21 protein-coding genes are annotated in these 18740 nt (G+C 74.7%); 11 read left to right on the top strand and 10 right to left on the bottom strand.

Features of this window, described 5'->3' with window-relative positions; genetic code table 11:
* From ACW0Q9_RS18035 to ACW0Q9_RS18045, 3 genes are all read left to right on the top strand, one after another.
* Window positions 1-759 (top strand): alpha/beta hydrolase family protein (locus ACW0Q9_RS18035; protein WP_456182755.1); only part of this gene is annotated, 759 nt, incomplete at its 5' end.
* Window positions 760-927: 168 nt separating this feature from the next.
* Complete coding sequence (locus ACW0Q9_RS18040) at window positions 928-1455, top strand: nucleotidyltransferase domain-containing protein (RefSeq protein ID WP_456182757.1); 528 nt, start codon at window positions 928-930, stop codon at window positions 1453-1455.
* 67 nt (window positions 1456-1522) lie between these two features.
* Window positions 1523-2485 carry an alpha/beta hydrolase family protein gene (locus tag ACW0Q9_RS18045; protein WP_456182759.1) on the top strand — a complete coding sequence of 321 codons (963 nt, stop codon included), beginning with the start codon at window positions 1523-1525 and terminating at the stop codon, window positions 2483-2485.
* Between the two features lie 26 nt (window positions 2486-2511).
* Here ACW0Q9_RS18045 and ACW0Q9_RS18050 read toward each other — a convergent pair whose 3' ends face one another.
* From ACW0Q9_RS18050 to ACW0Q9_RS18060, 3 genes are all read right to left on the bottom strand, one after another.
* Window positions 2512-3474 (bottom strand): zinc-binding dehydrogenase, encoded by a 963-nt coding sequence (locus tag ACW0Q9_RS18050; RefSeq protein ID WP_456182761.1) that lies wholly within the window; start codon window positions 3472-3474, stop codon window positions 2512-2514.
* A gap of 65 nt (window positions 3475-3539) precedes the next feature.
* The gene (locus ACW0Q9_RS18055) at window positions 3540-4715 is read right to left on the bottom strand and encodes an NAD(P)-dependent malic enzyme (protein WP_456182763.1); all 1176 of its coding nucleotides are present in this window, start codon (window positions 4713-4715) and stop codon (window positions 3540-3542) included.
* A gap of 140 nt (window positions 4716-4855) precedes the next feature.
* On the bottom strand, window positions 4856-5212 hold the full coding sequence (locus ACW0Q9_RS18060; RefSeq protein ID WP_456182765.1) for a S24/S26 family peptidase: 357 nt from the start codon (window positions 5210-5212) through the stop codon (window positions 4856-4858).
* A gap of 85 nt (window positions 5213-5297) precedes the next feature.
* Between ACW0Q9_RS18060 and sodN the strand changes: the two genes are divergently transcribed.
* From sodN to ACW0Q9_RS18075, 3 genes are all read left to right on the top strand, one after another.
* Complete coding sequence (sodN, locus tag ACW0Q9_RS18065; RefSeq protein ID WP_456182767.1) at window positions 5298-5702, top strand: superoxide dismutase, Ni; 405 nt, start codon at window positions 5298-5300, stop codon at window positions 5700-5702.
* A 65-nt stretch (window positions 5703-5767) separates the two neighbouring features.
* Window positions 5768-6223 carry an N-acetyltransferase family protein gene (locus ACW0Q9_RS18070; RefSeq protein ID WP_456182791.1) on the top strand — a complete coding sequence of 152 codons (456 nt, stop codon included), beginning with the start codon at window positions 5768-5770 and terminating at the stop codon, window positions 6221-6223.
* 32 nt (window positions 6224-6255) lie between these two features.
* Window positions 6256-6663 (top strand): ATP-binding protein, encoded by a 408-nt coding sequence (locus ACW0Q9_RS18075; protein ID WP_456182769.1) that lies wholly within the window; start codon window positions 6256-6258, stop codon window positions 6661-6663.
* 21 nt (window positions 6664-6684) lie between these two features.
* Here the strand turns inward: ACW0Q9_RS18075 and ACW0Q9_RS18080 are convergent, their stop codons facing one another.
* Window positions 6685-7074, bottom strand: a complete 390-nt coding sequence (locus tag ACW0Q9_RS18080) for a hypothetical protein (protein ID WP_456182771.1) — start codon at window positions 7072-7074, stop codon at window positions 6685-6687.
* 43 nt (window positions 7075-7117) lie between these two features.
* Here ACW0Q9_RS18080 and ACW0Q9_RS18085 point away from each other — a divergent pair, with 43 nt between their 5' ends.
* Window positions 7118-8068 carry a diacylglycerol/lipid kinase family protein gene (locus tag ACW0Q9_RS18085; RefSeq protein ID WP_456182773.1) on the top strand — a complete coding sequence of 317 codons (951 nt, stop codon included), beginning with the start codon at window positions 7118-7120 and terminating at the stop codon, window positions 8066-8068.
* A 447-nt stretch (window positions 8069-8515) separates the two neighbouring features.
* Window positions 8516-8773: a WhiB family transcriptional regulator gene (locus ACW0Q9_RS18090; RefSeq protein WP_073834718.1), complete on the top strand. Its 258-nt coding sequence runs from the start codon at window positions 8516-8518 to the stop codon at window positions 8771-8773.
* Window positions 8774-8887: 114 nt separating this feature from the next.
* On the opposite strand, the gene ACW0Q9_RS18095 is transcribed toward ACW0Q9_RS18090, so the two are convergent.
* Genes ACW0Q9_RS18095 through ACW0Q9_RS18110 form a run of 4 tightly spaced genes read right to left on the bottom strand, consistent with a single transcriptional unit; the run spans window position 8888 to window position 12262 of the window.
* Entirely contained in the window at window positions 8888-9649 is a 762-nt protein-coding gene (locus ACW0Q9_RS18095) for a sirohydrochlorin chelatase (protein ID WP_456182775.1), read from the bottom strand.
* The gene (locus ACW0Q9_RS18100) at window positions 9631-10395 is read right to left on the bottom strand and encodes a phosphoadenylyl-sulfate reductase (RefSeq protein ID WP_456182777.1); all 765 of its coding nucleotides are present in this window, start codon (window positions 10393-10395) and stop codon (window positions 9631-9633) included. Before ACW0Q9_RS18100 ends, ACW0Q9_RS18095 begins: the two co-directional genes overlap by 19 nt.
* Window positions 10392-10550: a hypothetical protein gene (locus ACW0Q9_RS18105; protein ID WP_456182779.1), complete on the bottom strand. Its 159-nt coding sequence runs from the start codon at window positions 10548-10550 to the stop codon at window positions 10392-10394. Before ACW0Q9_RS18105 ends, ACW0Q9_RS18100 begins: the two co-directional genes overlap by 4 nt.
* A complete protein-coding gene (locus ACW0Q9_RS18110) occupies window positions 10547-12262 on the bottom strand; it encodes a nitrite/sulfite reductase (RefSeq protein WP_456182781.1) in 1716 nt (571 codons plus the stop codon). Before ACW0Q9_RS18110 ends, ACW0Q9_RS18105 begins: the two co-directional genes overlap by 4 nt.
* Before the next feature lie 394 nt (window positions 12263-12656).
* Here ACW0Q9_RS18110 and ACW0Q9_RS18115 point away from each other — a divergent pair, with 394 nt between their 5' ends.
* Together ACW0Q9_RS18115 and ACW0Q9_RS18120 are read left to right on the top strand one after the other, a co-directional pair.
* Entirely contained in the window at window positions 12657-12839 is a 183-nt protein-coding gene (locus ACW0Q9_RS18115) for a hypothetical protein (protein WP_456182783.1), read from the top strand.
* A gap of 508 nt (window positions 12840-13347) precedes the next feature.
* Window positions 13348-14955, top strand: a complete 1608-nt coding sequence (locus ACW0Q9_RS18120) for a glycosyltransferase family 39 protein (protein WP_456182785.1) — start codon at window positions 13348-13350, stop codon at window positions 14953-14955.
* Between the two features lie 24 nt (window positions 14956-14979).
* Here ACW0Q9_RS18120 and ACW0Q9_RS18125 read toward each other — a convergent pair whose 3' ends face one another.
* Window positions 14980-16527, bottom strand: a complete 1548-nt coding sequence (locus ACW0Q9_RS18125) for a histidine kinase N-terminal domain-containing protein (protein ID WP_456182787.1) — start codon at window positions 16525-16527, stop codon at window positions 14980-14982.
* 25 nt (window positions 16528-16552) lie between these two features.
* A complete protein-coding gene (locus ACW0Q9_RS18130; protein ID WP_456182793.1) occupies window positions 16553-17584 on the bottom strand; it encodes an SIS domain-containing protein in 1032 nt (343 codons plus the stop codon).
* Window positions 17585-17768: 184 nt separating this feature from the next.
* On the opposite strand from ACW0Q9_RS18130, the gene ACW0Q9_RS18135 reads away from it, so the two are divergent.
* Window positions 17769-18740: tetratricopeptide repeat protein (locus tag ACW0Q9_RS18135; RefSeq protein WP_456182789.1), on the top strand; the 972-nt coding region annotated here is incomplete at its 3' end.

Consider the following 18740-nt stretch of genomic DNA (forward strand, 5'->3'; position numbering starts at 1 on the left):
ACCGCAGGGCCGACATCCGACCCGACCACCGGCACCACGACGGCCGACCCGGTGGCGCGGCCCGGCGCGCCGGCGGCTCCCGGCCGGTTCCCGGTGGTCGTCTACAGCCACGGCCTGCACAGTCTCCCCGCGTTGCACGCCCCGCTGACCACCCGCTGGGCGGCGGCCGGGTTCGTGGTGGCCGCGCCGACCTACCCGCGGACCAACCTGCGGGCGCGCGACTTCACCAGGGCCGACGTGCCGAACCAGCCGGCCGACGGCTGGCGGCTGGTCCGCCACCTGGCCCGCCTCGACGCCCGGCCCGGGGATCCGCTCGCCGGGCACCTGGCGGTGGACCGGTTCGCTGCGGCCGGGCACTCGGCCGGCGGCTTCACCACGGCCGGCATGTTCGCCTCGGGACACTCGCCCCGGCTGCGCGCCGGCATCGTCATCGCCGGCGGCGGGCTGGCCGGCAGCTTCGCCGGACCGGTCGCGCCCCTGCTGTTCGTGCACGGCGGCGCGGACCCCGTCGTGCCGGAGTCGGTCGGCCGGGCCGCGTACGCCCGCAGCCGCGGGCCGGCCGCCTTCCTGGGCCTTCCCGGCCAGGGCCACGGCGAGTACCTGAACCCGGGCCGCCCCGGCTTCGCGCAGGTCGTGGCCACCACCACCGACTTCCTCCGGTGGACCCTCTACGACGACCGGGCCGCCAGGAACCGGCTGCCCGCCGACGCCCACCTGCCCGGCGTCACCACTCTCACCACCCGCGCCCTCCCCAGTTGATCGCATGATCCACTCCACCTCGGCGACCCGGCGGTATCCGCCGGCTCCCGACCCCGCCACCTCGGCGAGCTGGAGTCGATCAAGGGCCATGGCGGCGTCGGTGAGGCGCATCCGGCCCCCGATCGGGCGGGGCGGCAGGGTCGGGAGCCGGGCGGTAGCGTCGCCCGGATGGACGGGCTGGCAGCGCGGCAACTCGAAGCGGTCCGCGAGGTGGTCGAGCTGACCGAGGGGGCCGGGATCGCGGTGTGGCTGCGCGGCGGGTGGGCCATGGACTTCCACCTCGGCGCGGTGAGCCGGCCGCACGTGGACGTCGACTGGTACTGCTGGCGGGGCGACGCCGGCCCGCTGGCGACCCGGCTCGGCGGGCAGGGTTGGCGCCCCGACCCCCGGATGCCGGTCGAGCTGCAACTCGACCTGGTGCGGGGTGACGTCGAGCTGAGCTTCGCGTACCTGGACCGGGATCCGGCAGGCCGGGTGGTGGTCGGGGCCGGGCAGTGGGCCGGCACCCCGCTGCCGGAGGGCATGCTGGACGCCCCTCCGGGGCGGATCGGGCCGTTCACCGCCCCGGTGATCAGCGTCGCCGCCCAGATCGAGTTCAAGGAGATGTACCCGGTCTGGATGCCCGAGCGACCCCGCCGGGCCAAGGACGCCGCCGACCTGGCCCGGCTGCGCGGTGGCCGGCCACCCACCGGCTGAGGCGATCGCGTCACGCCGGGTGCCGATGCCGGCCGATCATCCCGGAGCGCGAGGCACAATCGTGTTCATGCGCCGTCGTCCTGCCGCCCTGGTCACCGCCGCCCTGCTCAGCACGGGTCTGGCCGGCTGCTCGGGCGGGACCGCCCCGGCCGGGCGCCCCGCGCCCGACGCCCCGCCGAAGGCCACCACACCCGCGCCGCGGGTGGCCGCCGGGCACGCCCCCGCCGAGAGCTTCGCGGTCGGCGTACGCCAGCTGAAGCTGAACCGCGACGGCGACCGCCCCCTGCCGGTGACCCTCTGGTATCCGGCGCGGGGCGAGGCCGGGGGCGCGCCGGAGCGGTCCGCCCCGGCGGCGGCCGGCCGGTTCCCGGTGGTGCTGTTCAGCCACGGGCTGGGCGCCCGGCCGGAGGACTACCAGGTGCTGTTGAGCCGCTGGGCGGCCGCCGGGTTCGTGGTGGCCGCGCCGAAGTTCCCGCACACCGGGGCCGGCGGCGACGGCAACCCGCTCGACGTGCTCAACCAGCCGGCCGACGTGTCGTACGTGCTGACCCAGGTGCTCGCCCTCGACGGCCGGGCGGGCGACCCGCTGCGCGGCCGGCTGGACCCGGAACGGGTGGCCGCGACCGGGCACAGCGCGGGCGGGGTGACCACGATCGGGCTGTTCACCGCGGGCCGGGACGAGCGCCTGGACGCCGGCATCGTCTTCGCCGGGACGGCACTCGGCGTCGGCACCGCGTTCGCCGGGGCGGCGGCGCCGCAGCTCTTCGTGCACGGCGAGGCCGACGAGGTGGTGGGCTACGCCGCCGGCAAGGCGGTCTACGACGCGGTGCCCTGGCCGAAGGCGATGCTCAGCCTGCCCGACGGCGACCACGGGCGCGCGCTGCTCAGCGACGGCAGGGCGCTGCGGGTGGTCGCCGACACGACCGTGGAGTTCCTCCGCTGGACGCTCTACGGCGACGCGGCGGCGAAGAAGCGGCTCCCGGCCGACGCCACCCGCGGCGGGCTGGCCACCCTGGACGACCATCTCTGACCGGTCGCCCAGGGCGGCGGCGCCGGTCAGGCGGTGTGGTCGATGACCACCTTGCCGAAGACCTCGCCGGAGTTCAGGCGGGCGAAGGCGTCCTCGATCCGGCTGAACGGCACCACGCTGTCCACCACCGGGCGCACCTCGTGCTCGGAGCAGAACGCCAGGAGCTGGGTCAGCTCGTCGGGGGTGCCCATCGAGGTGCCGAGGATCTCCAGCTGCATGGCGAAGACCCGGCGCAGGTTGACCTTGGGCTCGTGGCCGGCGGTGGCGCCGGAGACCACGATCCGGGCCATCGGGGCGGCCGACTTCAGCGAGTGGTCGAAGGTGGCCGCGCCGACCGTCTCGATCACCACATCGACCCGTTCGGGCAGGCGGGCGCCGGGCTCCAGCGCGGTCGCGCCCAGCTCGGTGATGCGCTCCCGCTTGGCGGCGTCGCGGCTGGTCGCGTACACCCGCTTGCCCAGGGCGACGCCGAGCGCGACGGCCGCGGTGGCCACGCCCCCGCCGGCACCCTGGACCAGCACCGACTCGCCGTCGCCGACCCGGCCCCTGGTGGTGAGCATCCGCCACGCGGTGAGCCACGCCGTGGGCAGGCAGGCCGCGTCGATCGCCGACAGGCCGTCGGGCAGCGGCAGCAGGTTCATCCGGGGTACGGCCACCCGCTCGGCGAAGGTGCCCGCGAAGTGCTCGGAGAGGATGGAGACCCCGCGCGGGTCGCCCCGGGTGGGCACCACGGGGTAGATGACCACCTCGTTGCCGTCCGGGTCGGTGCCGACCGCGTCGCAGCCGAGGATCATCGGGAGCTGGTCGGCGCTGAGCCCCACCCCGCGCAGCGACCAGAGGTCGTGGTGGTTGAGCGAGCTGGCCCGGACCTGCACGGTGACCCAGTCCTCCTGCGGGTGGGTCGGCTCGGGGCGGTCGCCGACGGTGAGCGCGGCGAGCGGGTTGTCGGCGTCGAAGGCCGAGGCGAAGGCGGCACGCATGATCGGCACCGTAACAAGCTGAGCGCTCGTTAAGAAGGGGACCTTCCCCACCAAAGCCGTTTCTTACGCCACGCTCAGCGGCGCGCGACCCCGTCCCGGCGGGCCGCCTCGGCGACTGCCTCGGCGACCGCGGGGGCGACCCGCGGGTCCAGCGGGGAGGGCACGATCGCCTCGGGCGTCAGCGACTCGGCCACCACGTTGGCGATGGCGTCGGCCGCGGCCACCTTCATCCCGTCGGTGATCCGGGTGGCCCGGGCGTCCAGCGCGCCCCGGAACACGCCCGGGAAGGCGAGCACGTTGTTGATCTGGTTGGGGTAGTCGCTGCGCCCGGTGGCGACCACGGCCACGTGCCGGGCGGCCACCTCGGGGTGCACCTCCGGGGTGGGGTTGGCCAGCGCGAAGACGATGCCGCCCGGGGCCATCCCGGCCACCGCCGCCTCGGGGATCTGCCCGCCGGAGACGCCGACCAGGACGTCCGCGCCGCGCAGCGCCTCGGTGATGTCGCCCTGCCGCCCGTCGGCGTTGGTGGTCTCGGCCAGCTCGGCCTTGGTCCCGGTCAGCTCGCGGTGCCGCCCGATGATGCCCCTGGAGTCGCAGACGACCACCTGGTCCGGGTTGACGCCCCCGGCGACCAGCATCTTCGTCACCGCCACGCCCGCCGCGCCGGCCCCGCTGACCGCCACCCGCAGGTCGCCCAGCTTGCGGTTGAGCAGGGTGGCGGCGTTGCGCAGCGCGGCCAGCACCACGATCGCGGTGCCGTGCTGGTCGTCGTGGAAGACCGGGATGGGGAGCGCCTCGTCCAGCCGGCGCTCCACCTCGAAGCAGCGCGGGGCGCTGATGTCCTCCAGGTTGATCCCGCCGAACGAGGGAGCGAGCGCCCGCACCGTCGCCACGATCTCGTCCACGTCCTGCGTGTCCAGGCAGACCGGAACCGCGTCCACGCCCGCGAACTGCTTGAACAGCACCGCCTTGCCCTCCATCACCGGGAGCGCCGCGCGCGGGCCGATGTTGCCCAGGCCGAGCACGGCGGAGCCGTCGGTGACCACGGCGACGGTGTGCGACACCCAGGTGTAGTCGTCGGCGAGGTCGGGGTCGGCGGCGATCGCCTCGCAGACCCGGGCCACGCCCGGGGTGTACGCGAGGGAGAGGTCCTCCCGGCTGGTGAGCGGCACGGTCGAGGCGACGGCCATCTTGCCGCCGAGGTGCAGCCGGAAGACGGGATCAGCGGGGTCCGGGGTGGACGCAGACATTGGTGACTCCAGGATCTGTCGAGCAGACGGACCGGCCGGCTCGGCGCGCGTGGTCAGCGGCCAGCGGGGCGGCGGTGCGGGGGGTCACCCGGGCACTTTCCGAGCATAGTCAGCGAGGCGGCACCGGGATGTGAGCGGGGTCATATCCGCAGCGGACGATCCGTGACAAGCCCGGGACGCGGCCAGTACCGCGCCACCACCCGCCCCCGGACGTCGGCCACCCCGTACGCCCGGGAGTCGTCGGTGACCAGGTCGTTGTCGCCGCGCAGCCACCAGCCGCCGTCCTGCCGGCGGACCGCGCGCTTGACCACGAGCAGGTCGGGGCGGCTGCGGAAGACGGCGACCACCACGTCGCCGGGGCGTACCGGCCGGCCCCCGGTGCGCACCAGCACGGCGTCGCCGTGCCGCAGGGTCGGCGCCATGGACGGGCCGGTGACCAGCACGGCGGCCAGCGGCCAGCGGAGCACCGGCGCGGTGGGGCCGTTGGCGGCATGCACCGGGGTTTCACCTCCCGCCCGCCGGGGAGCATGTCCAGGAGTAATGTCGTCTCGGATCATCGCAAACATCCCATGGAGGACCCTGATGCGCCTTCCTCGCATCCTCACGCCCCGTGTGACCGCCAGCGCGCACTGCGACCTGCCGTGCGGCGTTTACGACCCGGCGCAGGCCCGGATCGAGGCCGAGTCGGTCAAAATGATCTGCGAGAAGTACCAGGCCAACACCGACCCGGAGTACCGCACGCGGGCCATCCTGATCAAGGAGCAGCGGGCCGAGCTGGTCAAGCACCACCTGTGGGTGCTCTGGACCGACTACTTCAAGCCGCAGCACTTCGAGAAGTACCCGCACCTGCACGAGCTGTTCAACGAGACCACCAAGCTCGCCGGCTCCGCCGGCGCGAAGGGCAGCATGGACCCGGCGGTGGCCGACAAGCTGCTCTCGAAGATCGACGAGATCTCGAAGATCTTCTGGGAGACCAAGCAGGCGTGAGCCTGCCCGCCCAGGCACCGACGATCCGGCCGGCGCGTCCCGAGGACGTGCCGGCCGTCGTCGCGATGGTGCACGAACTCGCCGACTACGAACGCGCCCCCGAGCAGTGCCACCTCACCGAGGAGCAGCTCACCGCCGCCCTGTTCGGTCCCGCACCGGCGCTCTACGGGCACGTCGCCGTGGACGCCGCCGACCAGCCGATCGGCTTCGCCCTCTGGTTCCTCAACTTCTCCACGTGGGAGGGCGTGCACGGCATCTACCTGGAGGACCTGTACGTCCGGCCGGCCGCCCGCGGCACCGGCGCGGGCCGGTTGCTGCTCGCCACCCTCGCGGCGATCTGCGTCGAGCGCGGCTACCGCCGGCTGGAGTGGTGGATGATCAACTGGAACCCGGCCGGCCGCTTCTACGCCGCGATCGGGGCCAACCCGATGGACGAGTGGGTGCCCTACCGGCTGGCCGGAACGGCGCTGCAGGAGCTGGCCGCGCAGGCCACGGCCACCCCCACGCGCCCGGACGCCTGACCGGGTAGAGTCCCGCACCGGGGGGATGAGGCGTGACTCAACTGACCGGCCAGCCGACGACCGACGACGATGTCGTGCACCTCACGGTGCCCGCCGACGGCGGTTACCTCGGCGTGCTGCGCACCGCCACCGCCGGTCTCGCGGCCCGGCTCCAGTTCGCCCTCGACGAGATCGAGGACCTGCGCATCGCGGTCGACGAGGCGTGCGCCATGCTGCTCGCCATCGCGACCCGCGACGCCGAGCTGGAGTGCCGCTTCGCGGTCACCGAGGACGCGCTCACCGTCGAGGTGACCGTGCCGACCGTGCGGGGCGCCACCCTTCCCTCGGAGTCGTCCTTCGCCTGGAAGGTGCTCACCGCGCTGACCACCACGGCGAGCGCCCGGGCCGCCGAGGGCCGGGCCACCATCTCCCTGCTCACCCGCCGCGCCTCCGGCTACTGACCGTCGGCGGCCGGCGCGGCGTCAGTCGAAGCCGAGCGCCCGGTTGGTCGGGGCGCTGACGAGCAGACCGGTGACGGCGAGACCGAGCACCATCAGCGGCAGGCCCAACCAGCCCAGACCGCCCTGGATCATGTACCAGCCGACCGGCAGCAGCATGAGCTGGAGCACGATGGCCGGTGCCCGGGCCCCCGAGCGGCGCCGGGCCAGCGCGGCGCCGAGCGCCCAGAGCGCGACCGCCCCGGCGACCGCGAACGCGGTCACCAGCAGTGCCGAGGTCAGGTCGGTGGTGCGCGCCGTCAGGTCGGACCAGATCAGCCACACCGCGACCAGGCCGAGGGCCACCGCCTCGGCGCGCAGCAGGAGCACCGCCCAGCGGAGCGTGCCGGGGACCGGGCCGGAGTCGATCGTCACGCGCGACACGATACCCGTGGGTAGGCGCGGTACAGTGCCGCCCATGCGGGCCGTCCTGGTGGTCAATCCGAAGGCCACCACCACGAGCGAGCGCAGCCGGGACGTCCTGGTCCGGGCGCTGCGCAGCGAAGTCGACCTCTCGGTGCGCTACACCCGCCGGCGGGGCCACGCCATGGACCTGGCGCGGGAGGCCGCCCAGGAGGGCGTCGACCTGGTGGTGACGCTCGGCGGCGACGGCACGGTCAACGAGGTGGTGAACGGCCTGATGGCCGCCGAGCCGCCGACCTTCCGCACCGGGCAGACCCCGGCGGAGCGGCTGCCGGCGCTGGCGACCGTTCCGGGCGGCTCGACCAACGTCTTCGCCCGGGCCCTCGGCCTGCCCCGGGAGTGGCCGGACGGGACCAGCATGATCCTGGAGGGGCTGCGGCTGGGCCGGTCCCGCACCATCGGGCTGGGCCGGGCGGACGACCGCTACTTCACCTTCTGCGCGGGCTTCGGCATCGACGCGGCGGTCATCCAGCGGGTCGAGCGGGCCCGCAAGCGGGGCCGGGTGTCCACGCCGGCGCTCTACTTCCGCTCGACGGTGAGCCAGTACTTCCTCGCCTCGGACCGGCGGCACCCGGTGATCACGCTGGAGCGCCCCGGGGAGACGGCCGAGACCGACCTGGGCACGATCATCATCCAGAACACCGCCCCGTGGACGTACCTGGGCGACCGGGAGATCAACCCGAATCCGGAGGCCTCGTTCGACCTCGGCCTGGACGTGCTCGCCCTGCGGCAGCTCAAGGTGGCCAGCACGGCACGGACGGTGACCCAGTTCTTCGCCCGGCAGCCCGACCCGCACGGCCGACAGGTGCTCCGGCTGCACGACGTGGCGGAGTTCACCCTGCTCTCGGCCCGCCCGCTGGCCTTCCAGTTGGACGGCGACTACCTCGGCGAGCGGGAAAAAGTCAGATTCGCATCCGTGCCTGCCGCACTGAGAGTAATCTGCTAGGTCTCGGGTACTCCCGTCGGTTGACGCGGACCCCCTCACCGCATCCAGCGGTGGCCGCCACACCGAGGGAAGGTGCCGGAAATGTCAGCAACGTCACGCAGACCGTACTATATTGATCCTCGACTGTGGCACGCCGGGTAACCAGAGCGCTCTGAAACCCGGACAAAAGGGTGGTGAGCCCGCTCACTGTTCGGAGTTTTTCCGAGCGTCACCCTTGACATCGCGACAGTTCGTGAAAGTATTCACAAGCGAAGTCGTGTTACCGGGACATTGCCTGGATATGCTCGGCAGGTTGAGCTGTTCCAGCAGGTCCACGGGCCTGCAAGCCTGCTCACGCAGCGCCGAATTGATGGATGCTGACCGTCACCGATCGGCAATGCGGACGCATATAGGAATAGCAACGAAGCGTTATTGGCCACCCACTTAAGAATGAGGAGTGTTGCCGCCATGGACTGGCGCCACGATGCCGTCTGCCGCGACGAGGACCCGGAGCTGTTCTTCCCGATCGGGACGTCCGGACCGGCCCTCCTGCAGGTGGAGCAGGCCAAGGCCGTCTGCCGGCGCTGCCCGGTGACCGACCAGTGCCTCCAGTGGGCGCTGGAGTCCGGTCAGGACGCCGGCGTCTGGGGCGGGATGAGCGAGGAGGAGCGCCGCGCGGTGAAGCGCCGCGGCGGTCTCCGGGTACTGCGCGCTCACTCCGCCTGATTCGCACGCAGCTCCACGCCCCGGCCGGATCCCGGCCGGGGCGTTCTGCTGTCCGGGGCACATGACACCCGGTTACCCCGCCGCCGCCCTGGTTGATCATGAAGGCGGCGTGGGTCACACCGGGCTGCCGACCGGCACGGCGTCGACCCGGCGCAGCACCAGCTCGGCGAGTTCGGGCAGGTCGGTCAGCGGATCGGCGACCGCCACCGCGCCGGCCCGCTCGGCCGTCGCCCGGACCGCGTCATGGAACAGGCCCGGGGCCAGGAAGTAGCCGGCCACCGCCACCCGCCGGGCGCCCGCCGCGCGCAGCCGGGACACCGCGACACCGGCGCCCGGGGGCGCCGCCGAGGCGTACGACACCCGGCAGGGCACGCCCAGCTCGGCGCCGAGCGCCGCGGCGACCCGCCCCACCGAACCGCGCGCCCGCGGATCCCGGGTGCCCGCCGCGGCCAGCACCAGGGCGTCGAAGCCGCCCGGCGCCGCCTCGCTCAGCCGGCGGCGCAGCCCGGCCAGCAGCCGGGCGTCCACCACCCCGTCCGCCGGCCCCAGCACGTCGGTCACCCGGACCTCGATCGCCGCGCCGCCCGCCCGGGCCGCCGCCACCGCCGCCGGGATGTCGACCTTCCGGTGGTACGCGGCGGTCAGCAGCAACGGCACCAGCACCGCCCGCGAGTGACCGGCGGCGGCCAGGTCCCGCAGCACCGCGGCGGGACCGGGGTCGGTGTGGTCCAGCCAGCTCGGCAGCACCGGGACGCCGGGCCGGGCGGCCGCCACGGCCCGGGCCAGGGCCCGGATCGCCGCCGCCGCCCGCGGGTCCCGACTGCCGTGCGCGACAAGCACCACCGGCGGCTCGCCGGTCAGGTGTGCAGGCCGCACTCGGTCTTCTCGAACATGGCCCACCGGCCCGCCCGCGGGTCCTCCCCCGCCCTCGTGCGGCGGGTGCAGGGCCAGCAGCCGATCGAGCCGTAGCCCCGGGCGAACAGCTCGTTGACCGGGATGTCGTAGCGGGCGATGTAGGCGTCCACGTCCCGCTGGCTCCAGGCCGCGATCGGGTTGACCTTGACCTTGCCGCGCCGCGCGTCGAAGGCCACCACCGGTGTGTTGGCCCGGGTCGGCGACTCGTCCCGGCGCAGCCCGGCGGCCCAGGCGTCGTACCCGGTCAGCGCCCGCTCCAGCGGCTCCACCTTGCGCAGTTGGCAGCAGTCGTCCGGGGACTTGCTGAACAGCCGGGGGCCGTACTGGCCGTCCTGCTGGCCGACGGTCATCCGGGGCCGGATCGAGCGCACGGTCACCGGCAGCCGCCGGGCCACCTCGTCGCGGACCTTGAGCGTCTCCGGGAAGTGCAGGCCGGTGTCCAGGAAGACCACGTCGACCCCGGGGGCTACCCGGGAGACCAGATGGGCCAGCACCCCGTCGGCCATCGAGCTGGTCACGCAGAACCGGTCGCCGAAGGTCTCGGCGGCCCAGTGGGCGATCTCCAGCGCGGGCGCGCCCTCCAGCTCCCGGCCGGCCCGCTCGGCCAGGGCGCGCAGCTCCTCCGGGTCACGCCGGGCCGGGTCGGCCGGGACCGGCCCGCCGATCCCGACCAGGCCCAGGCCGGCGGCGGAGGGCAGGGCGCTCATCGGGTCACCGCCCTGGACAGCAGGCCGGTGAACTTCACGGTGAAGACCCGGGCGCAGGCGTGGCACTCCCAGGCGCCGTGCCCGGACTCGTGCGGCCGCAGGTCCTCCTCCCCGCAGTACGGGCAGTAGAGAGGCGCAGATCGGGCATCGCTCATCGCAATTCCTCCTCGTCGACCCTGATCACCCAGTTGGCGAAACTCTCGCCCTCGTTCCGGCCGGCCAGGTAGCGGCGGGCCAGCCGTTCCACATACGCCGGAAGCTCCTCGGCGGTGGTCTTCAGGCCGCGCAGCTTGCGGCCGAAGCCGGCGGTCTGCCCGGCGGCCATGCCGAGGCCGCCGCCGAGGTGCACCTGGAAGCCCTCCACCTGCCGGCCGTCCGGGCCCACCACGAGCTGGCCCTTGAGGCCGATGTCGGCCACCTGGGTGCGGGCGCACGCGTTCGGGCAGCCGTTGAGGTGGATGGAGATGTCCGCGTCGAAGTCGCGCAGCCGCTCCTCCAGCCGGGCCACCAGCTCCTCGCCGCGCCGCTTGGTCTCGACGATGGCGAGCTTGCAGAACTCGATGCCGGTGCAGGCCATGGTGCCGCGCCGCCAGGCCGAGGGCCGGGCCTCCAGGCCGATCCCGCGCAGCTGGGCCACCAGCGAGTCGGTCCGCTCCGGCGCCACGTCCAGCACCAGCAGCTTCTGGTACGGGGTGAGCCGCACCCGACCGCTGCCGTGCGCCTCGGCCACGTCGGCCAGCCGGGCGAGCTGGGTGCCGGAGACCCGGCCCACCACCGGGGCGGCCCCGACGTAGTGGTTCCCGTCCCGCTGCGGGTGGACGCCGATGTGGTCGACCGGCTTCGCCGGCAGCGCCGCGGCCGGGCCGTCGAGCAGCGCCCGGCCCAGGTAGTCCTTCTCCAGCACCTCGCGGAACTTCGCCACGCCCCAGTCGGCGACCAGGAACTTCAACCGTGCCCGGTTGCGCAGCCGGCGGTAGCCGTAGTCGCGGAAGATGCCGACCACCCCGGCCCAGACGTCCGGCACCTCGGCCAGCGGCACCCAGACGCCGAGGCGCTTGGCCAGCATCGGGTTGGTGGAGAGGCCGCCACCCACCCAGACGTCGAAGCCGGGACCGTGGTCCGGGTGCTCGACGCCGAGGAAGGCGATGTCGTTCGCCTCGTACGGGGTGTCGACCAGCCAGGAGATCGAGGTCTTGAACTTGCGGGGCAGGTTGGAGAAGGCCTTGTCGCCGACGTACCGGCGGACGATCTCGTCGACCGCCGGCGTCGGGTCGAGCACCTCGTCGCGGGCCACCCCGGCGACCGGGCTGCCCAGTACGACCCGGGGGCAGTCGCCGCACGCCTCGGTGGTCTGGAGACCGACCGCCTCCAGCCGGCGCCAGATCTCCGGCACGTCCTCGACCCGGATCCAGTGGTACTGGATGTTCTGCCGGTCGGTGATGTCGGCGGTGTCCCGGGCGAACTCCCGCGAGATGTCGGCGACGACCCGGAGCTGGGCGAGGGTGAGTTCACCGCCGTCCACCCGCACCCGGAGCATGAAGAACTCGTCCTCCAGCTCGTGCGGTTCCAGCACGGCCGTGCGCCCGCCGTCGATGCCCGCCTTGCGCTGCGTGTAGAGGCCCCACCAGCGGAACCGGCCGCGCAGGTCCTGCGGGTCGATCGAGGCGAAGCCCCGGTGCGCGTAGATGTTCTCGATCCGGGCCCGCACGTTCAGCGGGTCGTCGTCCTTCTTGATCCGCTCGTTGGCGTTGAGCGGCTCGCGGTGCCCGAGCGCCCACTGCCCCTCACCGCGCGGCCGGCGGGGGGCCCGGGCGGCGGGCGCCGGGGTGTCGGGCCGGGTCGTGGTGGTGGTGCTGCTGACCGCCATCGCGGCGTCCTCCGTTGTCTGCTGTGCCTGGAAGCGCGGACGCGGCGGCCGGCCCCGGGTAGGGGCCGAGGACGGCGATGTCAATGACGGCCGGCGCGGAACGCGCCCGAGACGGATGGGTCGGGCGTCGTCAGTGGGCCGGACAGATCGCGCTGCGGACACGGCCGTAATCGACGTGGCGGCGGGCCACGAAGCGGCGGATGACAGCGGCGGTCATAGGCCTCATGCTCCCACAGCCGTCGATGACCAGCCAATGACCGAGTGTGTGATCCCACATCACGGGCACCGGCCGCGCCGTGCCGGGTGGTACGCTCCCCCGCCTTTCCACATCACCTTCGGCACCGCCCGTGACGCAGTAGCCCCGCGAGGCAGCCGCCGGCCGGTCGTCCTTGCCGTGCTGATCGGCCTCGTCGTGCTCGCCGCCGCTGGCGTGCTGGCGCACCGCCCGGTCGGCACGACGGACGACGACCCGGGCGCGCCGACCTGCCGTTCGGCCGATCTGGTGTTCCGCGCCGACCGGGGTGAGCAGGTGGACCCGGCCGAGCTGAAGCGGGTGGGTAGCCCCTTCAAGGCGTAGTCCGCCGGCCCGCCCGGCCATGGGCACCTCGCGAGCGCCTTCCGAGCTGATGCCGCAAACGACTCAGCGACCGCCACCAGCTCCACGTCCACCGGCCCGCCCGGACATGGACCACCTCACGACCGCCTTTCGAGCTGATGTCGCAAACGACTCAGCGATGGCGCCGCGCCGCACGGGTTAGCCGACGACGATCGCGGGACGGCGAAGGGCGAGACGGCGAATGCCGCCGGCGCGGCAAGGGCCGGAATGGCGAAGGGCCGGAACGGCAGGCCCGGACCCCGGATCACGGGGCGACGTCTCGGGCGGCGAGACGTGGCAAGGCCGATCACCGGGGTGACATCACCAATGACTCAGCTCGAAAGGCGCCCAGCAGCAACCTCCGAGGTGGCGAGAAAGCGAGCACGGCGAAGGCTGTCCGGCATGCGGCAGCACGGCGAGAGCCGCCGGGTGTGGAGACAAATCGGCGGACCGGCCCGGCGGGCGCCGCCGTCGTGTGACGCTGCGGAATGTGACTCCGCCCGCCGAGCCCACGCCCCACGGCCGCCGGGACTGGCCGGTGTGGGCGGTCCCCGGCCTGGTCACCCTGGCGGTCACGCTCGCCGGCATCGGGCACGCGCAGCCGTGGCGGGACGAGCTGGCGACCTGGAGCGCCGCCACCCGCCCCGTCCCCGACCTGGTCCGCCTCGCCGGCACCATCGACGCCGCGACCGGGCCGTACTACCTGCTCATGCACGGCTGGACCGCGCTCGCCGGCACCTCGCCGACCGCGTTGCGGCTGCCGTCCGCGCTGGCCATGGCCGGGGCGGCCGCGATCACCGCCCGGCTCGGGGCGCGGCTGGCCGGTGCCCGGGCCGGGCTGCTCGCCGGGCTGCTCCTCGCCGTGCTGCCGGCCACCTCCCGGTACGGCCAGGAGGCGCGACCCTACACGTTGGCCACCCTGTTCGCCGTGCTGGCCACGCTGCTGCTGGTCGGGGCGCTGCGCCGGCCCACCTGGCGGCGCTGGGCCTGGTACGCCCTCGCGGTCGCGGCGCTCGGGCCGTCCCACCTGATCGCCCTCACCCTGCTCGCCGCGCACGCCCTCGTGGTGCTGCTGGCGGCCGCGCGTGCGGCCGGCGTGGAGCCCTCGCCCGACGCACCGGGCCCGCGCCCGCGCATCGGACCACCGGGCCCGCCCCCGAGCATCGGAGCATTGGGCCCGCCCCCGAGCATCGGAGCACCGGAGGCCGCCCCGGGTGCCGGAGCGCGGGAGGCGACCCAGCGGACCGGCGGGAAGGGCAGGGGGCTGCTCTGGCGCTGGTTGGTGGCGCTGCTGCCGGCGGCCGTGCTGGTGGCCCCGCTGGTGCTGGTGGCCCGGGGCCAGCGCGGCCGCCAGCTCGACTGGGTCCGCCTGGTCCGCGTCGACGACCTGGCCGCGCTGCCCGGCGGGTTGGCGCAGAGCGGGGTGGTGGGTGGCCTGCTGCTCGGTCTCGCCGCGCTCGGCGCGGCCCGGCTCGGCCGGCGGGCGCTGCTGCCGGGGGCCGCCGTCCTGCTGCCGGTGCTGCTGCTCTTCGCCGCCGGCACGGCCGTGCCGCTCTGGGTGACCCGGTACCTGATCTTCACGGTGCCGTTCGCCTGCCTGCTGGCCGGGGCCGCGCTGGCCGACGTACGCCTGGCGCCGGCGCTGGCCGTGGTGACCCTGGCCGGCCTGCTCGGGCTGCCGGACCAGGCGGCGCTGCGGCGCACCCACGAGTGGCCGCGGACCGCCCCGGTGGACTACGCGGGCGTGGCCCGGGTCGTCGCCGACCACCAGCGGCCCGGCGACGCGGTCGTCTACTCGCCCCGGGACAGCTGGCTCTTCCCGGACCTCGGCCTGGCGTACCACCTGGGGGCGCGGCGGCCGCACGACGTGCTGGTGGTGCGCGACCAGCGGCAGCGCGCGGACCTCTGGGCGGCCGAGTGCGACCGTCCGGCGGAGTGCCTGGCCGGCGTGGACCGGGTCTGGCTGGTGGTCACCGGTCGGCGCGCCGACCCGCTGGCGGCGGTGCCCGGCGCCAAGGGCGACGCCCTGCGCGACGCCTTCACGGTCCGCCAGGTCTGGCCCCGCCCCGGCCTCACGGTCGCCCTCCTCACCCGGTGACCGACGGCGGGGGCGGGAGGCCGGTCAGCCGGCGAGGCGGTCGGCGGTGCCACGGGCCAGGGGGACCACCAGCATGGCCTCGGTGCCGCCCTCGGCGCCGTTGCGCAGCTCGATGGTGCCGCGCAGCTCGCCGGTGACCAGGGCCCGGACGATCTGGAGCCCGAGGTTGCCGCCCTTCTCGGCGTCGAACTGCTCGGGCAGGCCCCGGCCGTTGTCGGCGACCGAGACGTGCAGCTGCTTGCGGAACCGGTGCGCGGAGACCACCACGACCGGCTCCGGCGCGCCCTCGGGGCCGGCCGTGCCCTCCTCGCCGGCCGGCGGGAAGCCGTGCTCGACGGCGTTGAGCAGCAGCTCGTTGAGGACCATCACCAGCGAGGTGGCGATCTCGGCGGGGAGCACGCCGAAGCTGCCCTGCCGGCGCATGCCGACGGTCACCTCGGTCGCCGCCACCTCGGTGGCGGCGCTGGCCACCCGGTCGACGATGCCGTCGAACTCGACCGCCTCGTCGCTGGACATGGAGAGCGTCTCGTGCACCAGCGCGATGGACGCGACCCGGCGTACCGACTCCTCCAGGGCGACCCGGGCCTCCGGCATGGCCACCCGGCGGGCCTGGAGGCGGAGCAGCGCGGCGACGGTCTGGAGGTTGTTCTTCACCCGGTGGTGGATCTCCCGGATGGTGGCGTCCTTGGTGATCAGGGCGCGGTCGCGGCGGCGTACCTCGGTGATGTCGCGGACCAGCACCAGCGCGCCGATCGGCACGCCCGCGGGCATCAGCGGCAGCGCCCGGGTGAGCATGGTGGCGCCCCGGGCGTCGATCTCCCGGCGGGGCGGGGCCTCGCCGCGCAGCGCGGCGAGCACCGCGTTGCCGGCGTCGGTGCCCTCCAGCGGGTCGGTGGCGAGCCGGCGGTGCAGCTTGGCCAGGTCCTCCCCGACCAGGTGGGAGGCGTAGCCCAGCCGGCGGTACGCGGACTGCGCGTTGGGGCTGGCGTAGGTGACCTTCCCGTTGGCGTCCAGCCGGACCAGGCCGTCGCCGACCCGGGGCGCGGAGGTGGTCTCGCCCGGGTGCCGGGGCGGCGGGAAGGTGCCGTCGGCGATCATCTGGGCCAGGTCGTCGGCGGTGGTCAGGTAGTTCAGTTCGAGCTGGCTGGGCGTGCGCGCGGTGGAGAGGTTGGTGTCCCGGCCGACCACCGCCACCACCTCGCCGCCCTCCCCGTCGGCGGTGCGCAGCCGCACCGGGATGGCCTCGTGCCGGGCGGGCACGTCGCCGTACCAGACCGGGTCGCCCTCCCGCCAGATCCGGCCCTGCCGGTGGGCGACCTCCAGGTGCGCCACCTCGGGCCCGCCGACGATCCGGCCGACCTGGTCGTCCAGGTACGCGGTCGGCGCGGTCGTCGGGCGGACCTGGGCCACGCAGAGGAACGTGCCGTCGCCGTCGACCGGCACCCAGAGCAGCAGGTCGGCGAAGGACAGGTCGGAGAGGAGCTGCCAGTCGCCGGCGATCCGGTGCAGGTGGTCGATGTCGGCCGGCCGGAGCGAGGTGTGCTCCTCGGCGAGGTCACGGAGGGTGGACACGCTGAACAGCGTGCCACGCCGGGCCTCACATCGTCGCCGTGACCTTCTTCAACCCGCGGGGGGCGTCCGGGTCCTCGCCCCGGGCCAGGGCCAGGGCCAGGGCGAGCCGCTGCAACGGCAGGATGTCGAGCAGCGGGGCGTACCGCTCGTCGACCTCCGGCACGGCCATCCGGGCGGTCGCCTCGACGTCGGCGGAGCCGACCACCACCACGTCGGCGCGGCGCTCGCCGAGCCGGGGCAGCACCTCGCGCATCGACTGCCCGCCGGGGCCGGAGCCGACCACGGCGAGCACCGGCACGTCCGGGTCGGTCATGGCGAGCGGGCCGTGCAGCAGGTCGGCGCCGGAGAAGGCCAGCGCCGGCAGGTAGGAGGTCTCCATCAGCTTCAGCGCCGCCTCCCGGGCGGTCGGGTACGCGTAGCCCCGGCCGGTGGTGACGAGCTGGCCGGCGAACCGGTAGCGCGGGGCGAGCCGGGCCGGGGTGTCGTCGGAGAGGGTGCGTTCGGCCAGCTCGGGCAGCCGGGCCAGGGCGGCCCGCTCCTCGGCGGGGAGCACGCCGTCGCCGGCGCGTACCCCCTCGACGAGCATGAGCAGCGCGAGCAGCTCGGCCGTGTAGGTCTTGGTGGCGGCGACGGCCCGCTCGTGCCCGGCGGCGATGTCCACGCTCAGCTCGGCCGTGTCCACCAGCCGCGAGTCGGGGTTGTTGGTGACGGCCAGGGTGAGCGCGCCGGACTCCCGGGCTACCCGCAGCACCTCGGCCAGGTCGGGCGAGCCGCCGCTCTGGCTGACCCCGACCACCAGGGCGTCGGAGAGGTCCGGCCGCGCGCCGAAGACGGTGACGGCGCTGGGCGAGGCGAGCCCGGCGGGCAGGCCGAGCCGGATCTCGGTGAGGTAGGCGGCGTAGAGCGCCGCGTGGTCGGAGGTGCCCCGGGCGGTGAAGACCACGTGGCGCGGCCGACGCTCGGCGATCACCGCCGCGACCTGGGCGATCGCCCCGGCGTGCTCGGCGGAGAGCAGGCGCTCGTAACCGGCCGGCTGCTCGTCGATGTCGGCGGCCATCCCGGCCCCTGGACGCGTCACGGAAGACCCCCTCCTGCGCGATTGCCGCGCGTTCGGTGCTCAGTCTTGCACCTTTCAGCGGTAACGAGCAACGGAACGAACAGTAGTGCGCAGTGGATCACCATCCGGGGGCATGATCCCCTAGGCTTGCCCGGCTGGCGGACCGACCACCCGAGAGGACGACGTGCCCGAGGACGACCCCGCGCTCTCCGCGGAGGAGGAGATCGCGCTGGCCCGGCTGGCGCTGGCCGAGGGGGACCTCCGGCACGCCGCCGACCACGTCGCCGCCGCCCTTGTCCAGGCTCCCACGCTGCCCGAGGTGCACGAGACGCTCGCCCGGCTCGCCGCGGCCAGCGGCGGCGACCTCGACCTCTTCCCGCTCGGCCACCACGCCTTCGTCGGCGCGGTGGTGGCCCGCGCCCCCCTGCCCGCCGCCGCCGGCCGCCCCGCCGAGGGGCTCGACCTGCTGGCCGCGGCCACCGGCTACGCCCCCGCTGCCCAGTGGGCCGCCGTGCCCTGGGTCACCGCGCCCGACCTGCCCGAACGGCTCGAGCCGGAGCGCACCGCCCGGATCCTCATGCAGGTCTGCGCCACGGCCCCCGACCCGGTCCCCCGCCGGCTGCGCGACCCGCTGCGCCCGTACCTCACCCTGGCCCGCAACGCGGTCACCGTGCACCCCGCCCACCCGCTGCTGCTGGGCGCGGCGTCCGCGCTGGCCCGGCGCCTCGGCGAGGTCGCCCTCGCCGTCACCTGGGCCTCCCGAGGGGTACGCGCACAGCCCACCAAACTCGGTGAGGTGTGGCTCGGTTACGCCTACCGCAGCGCCGGCCGCACCCGGGACGCGCTCGCCGCGCTGGAACGGGCGGTCGCCCTCGACCCGGACGACCTGGCGGTCTACGCCGACATCGCCGGCACGCTGGCCGACAACGGCCGGCTCGACGAGGCGCTGGACTGGATCGACCGGGCCCTGACCAGGGACCCGGCCTTCGACTGCGCCGTGCACACCGCGCACCGGCTGCGCTTCCAGCGCGACGGGGACGTGGCCCACCTGGTGGCCCTCGCCGACTTCGTCCGGGACCACCCGGACGACACCCACGAGCACGGTGACCTGGCCGAGTGCTGCCGCGGCCGCCCCTGGCTCGGCCAGGTGACCCCG

The sequence above is a fragment of the Micromonospora sp. I033 genome (assembly GCF_053890995.1).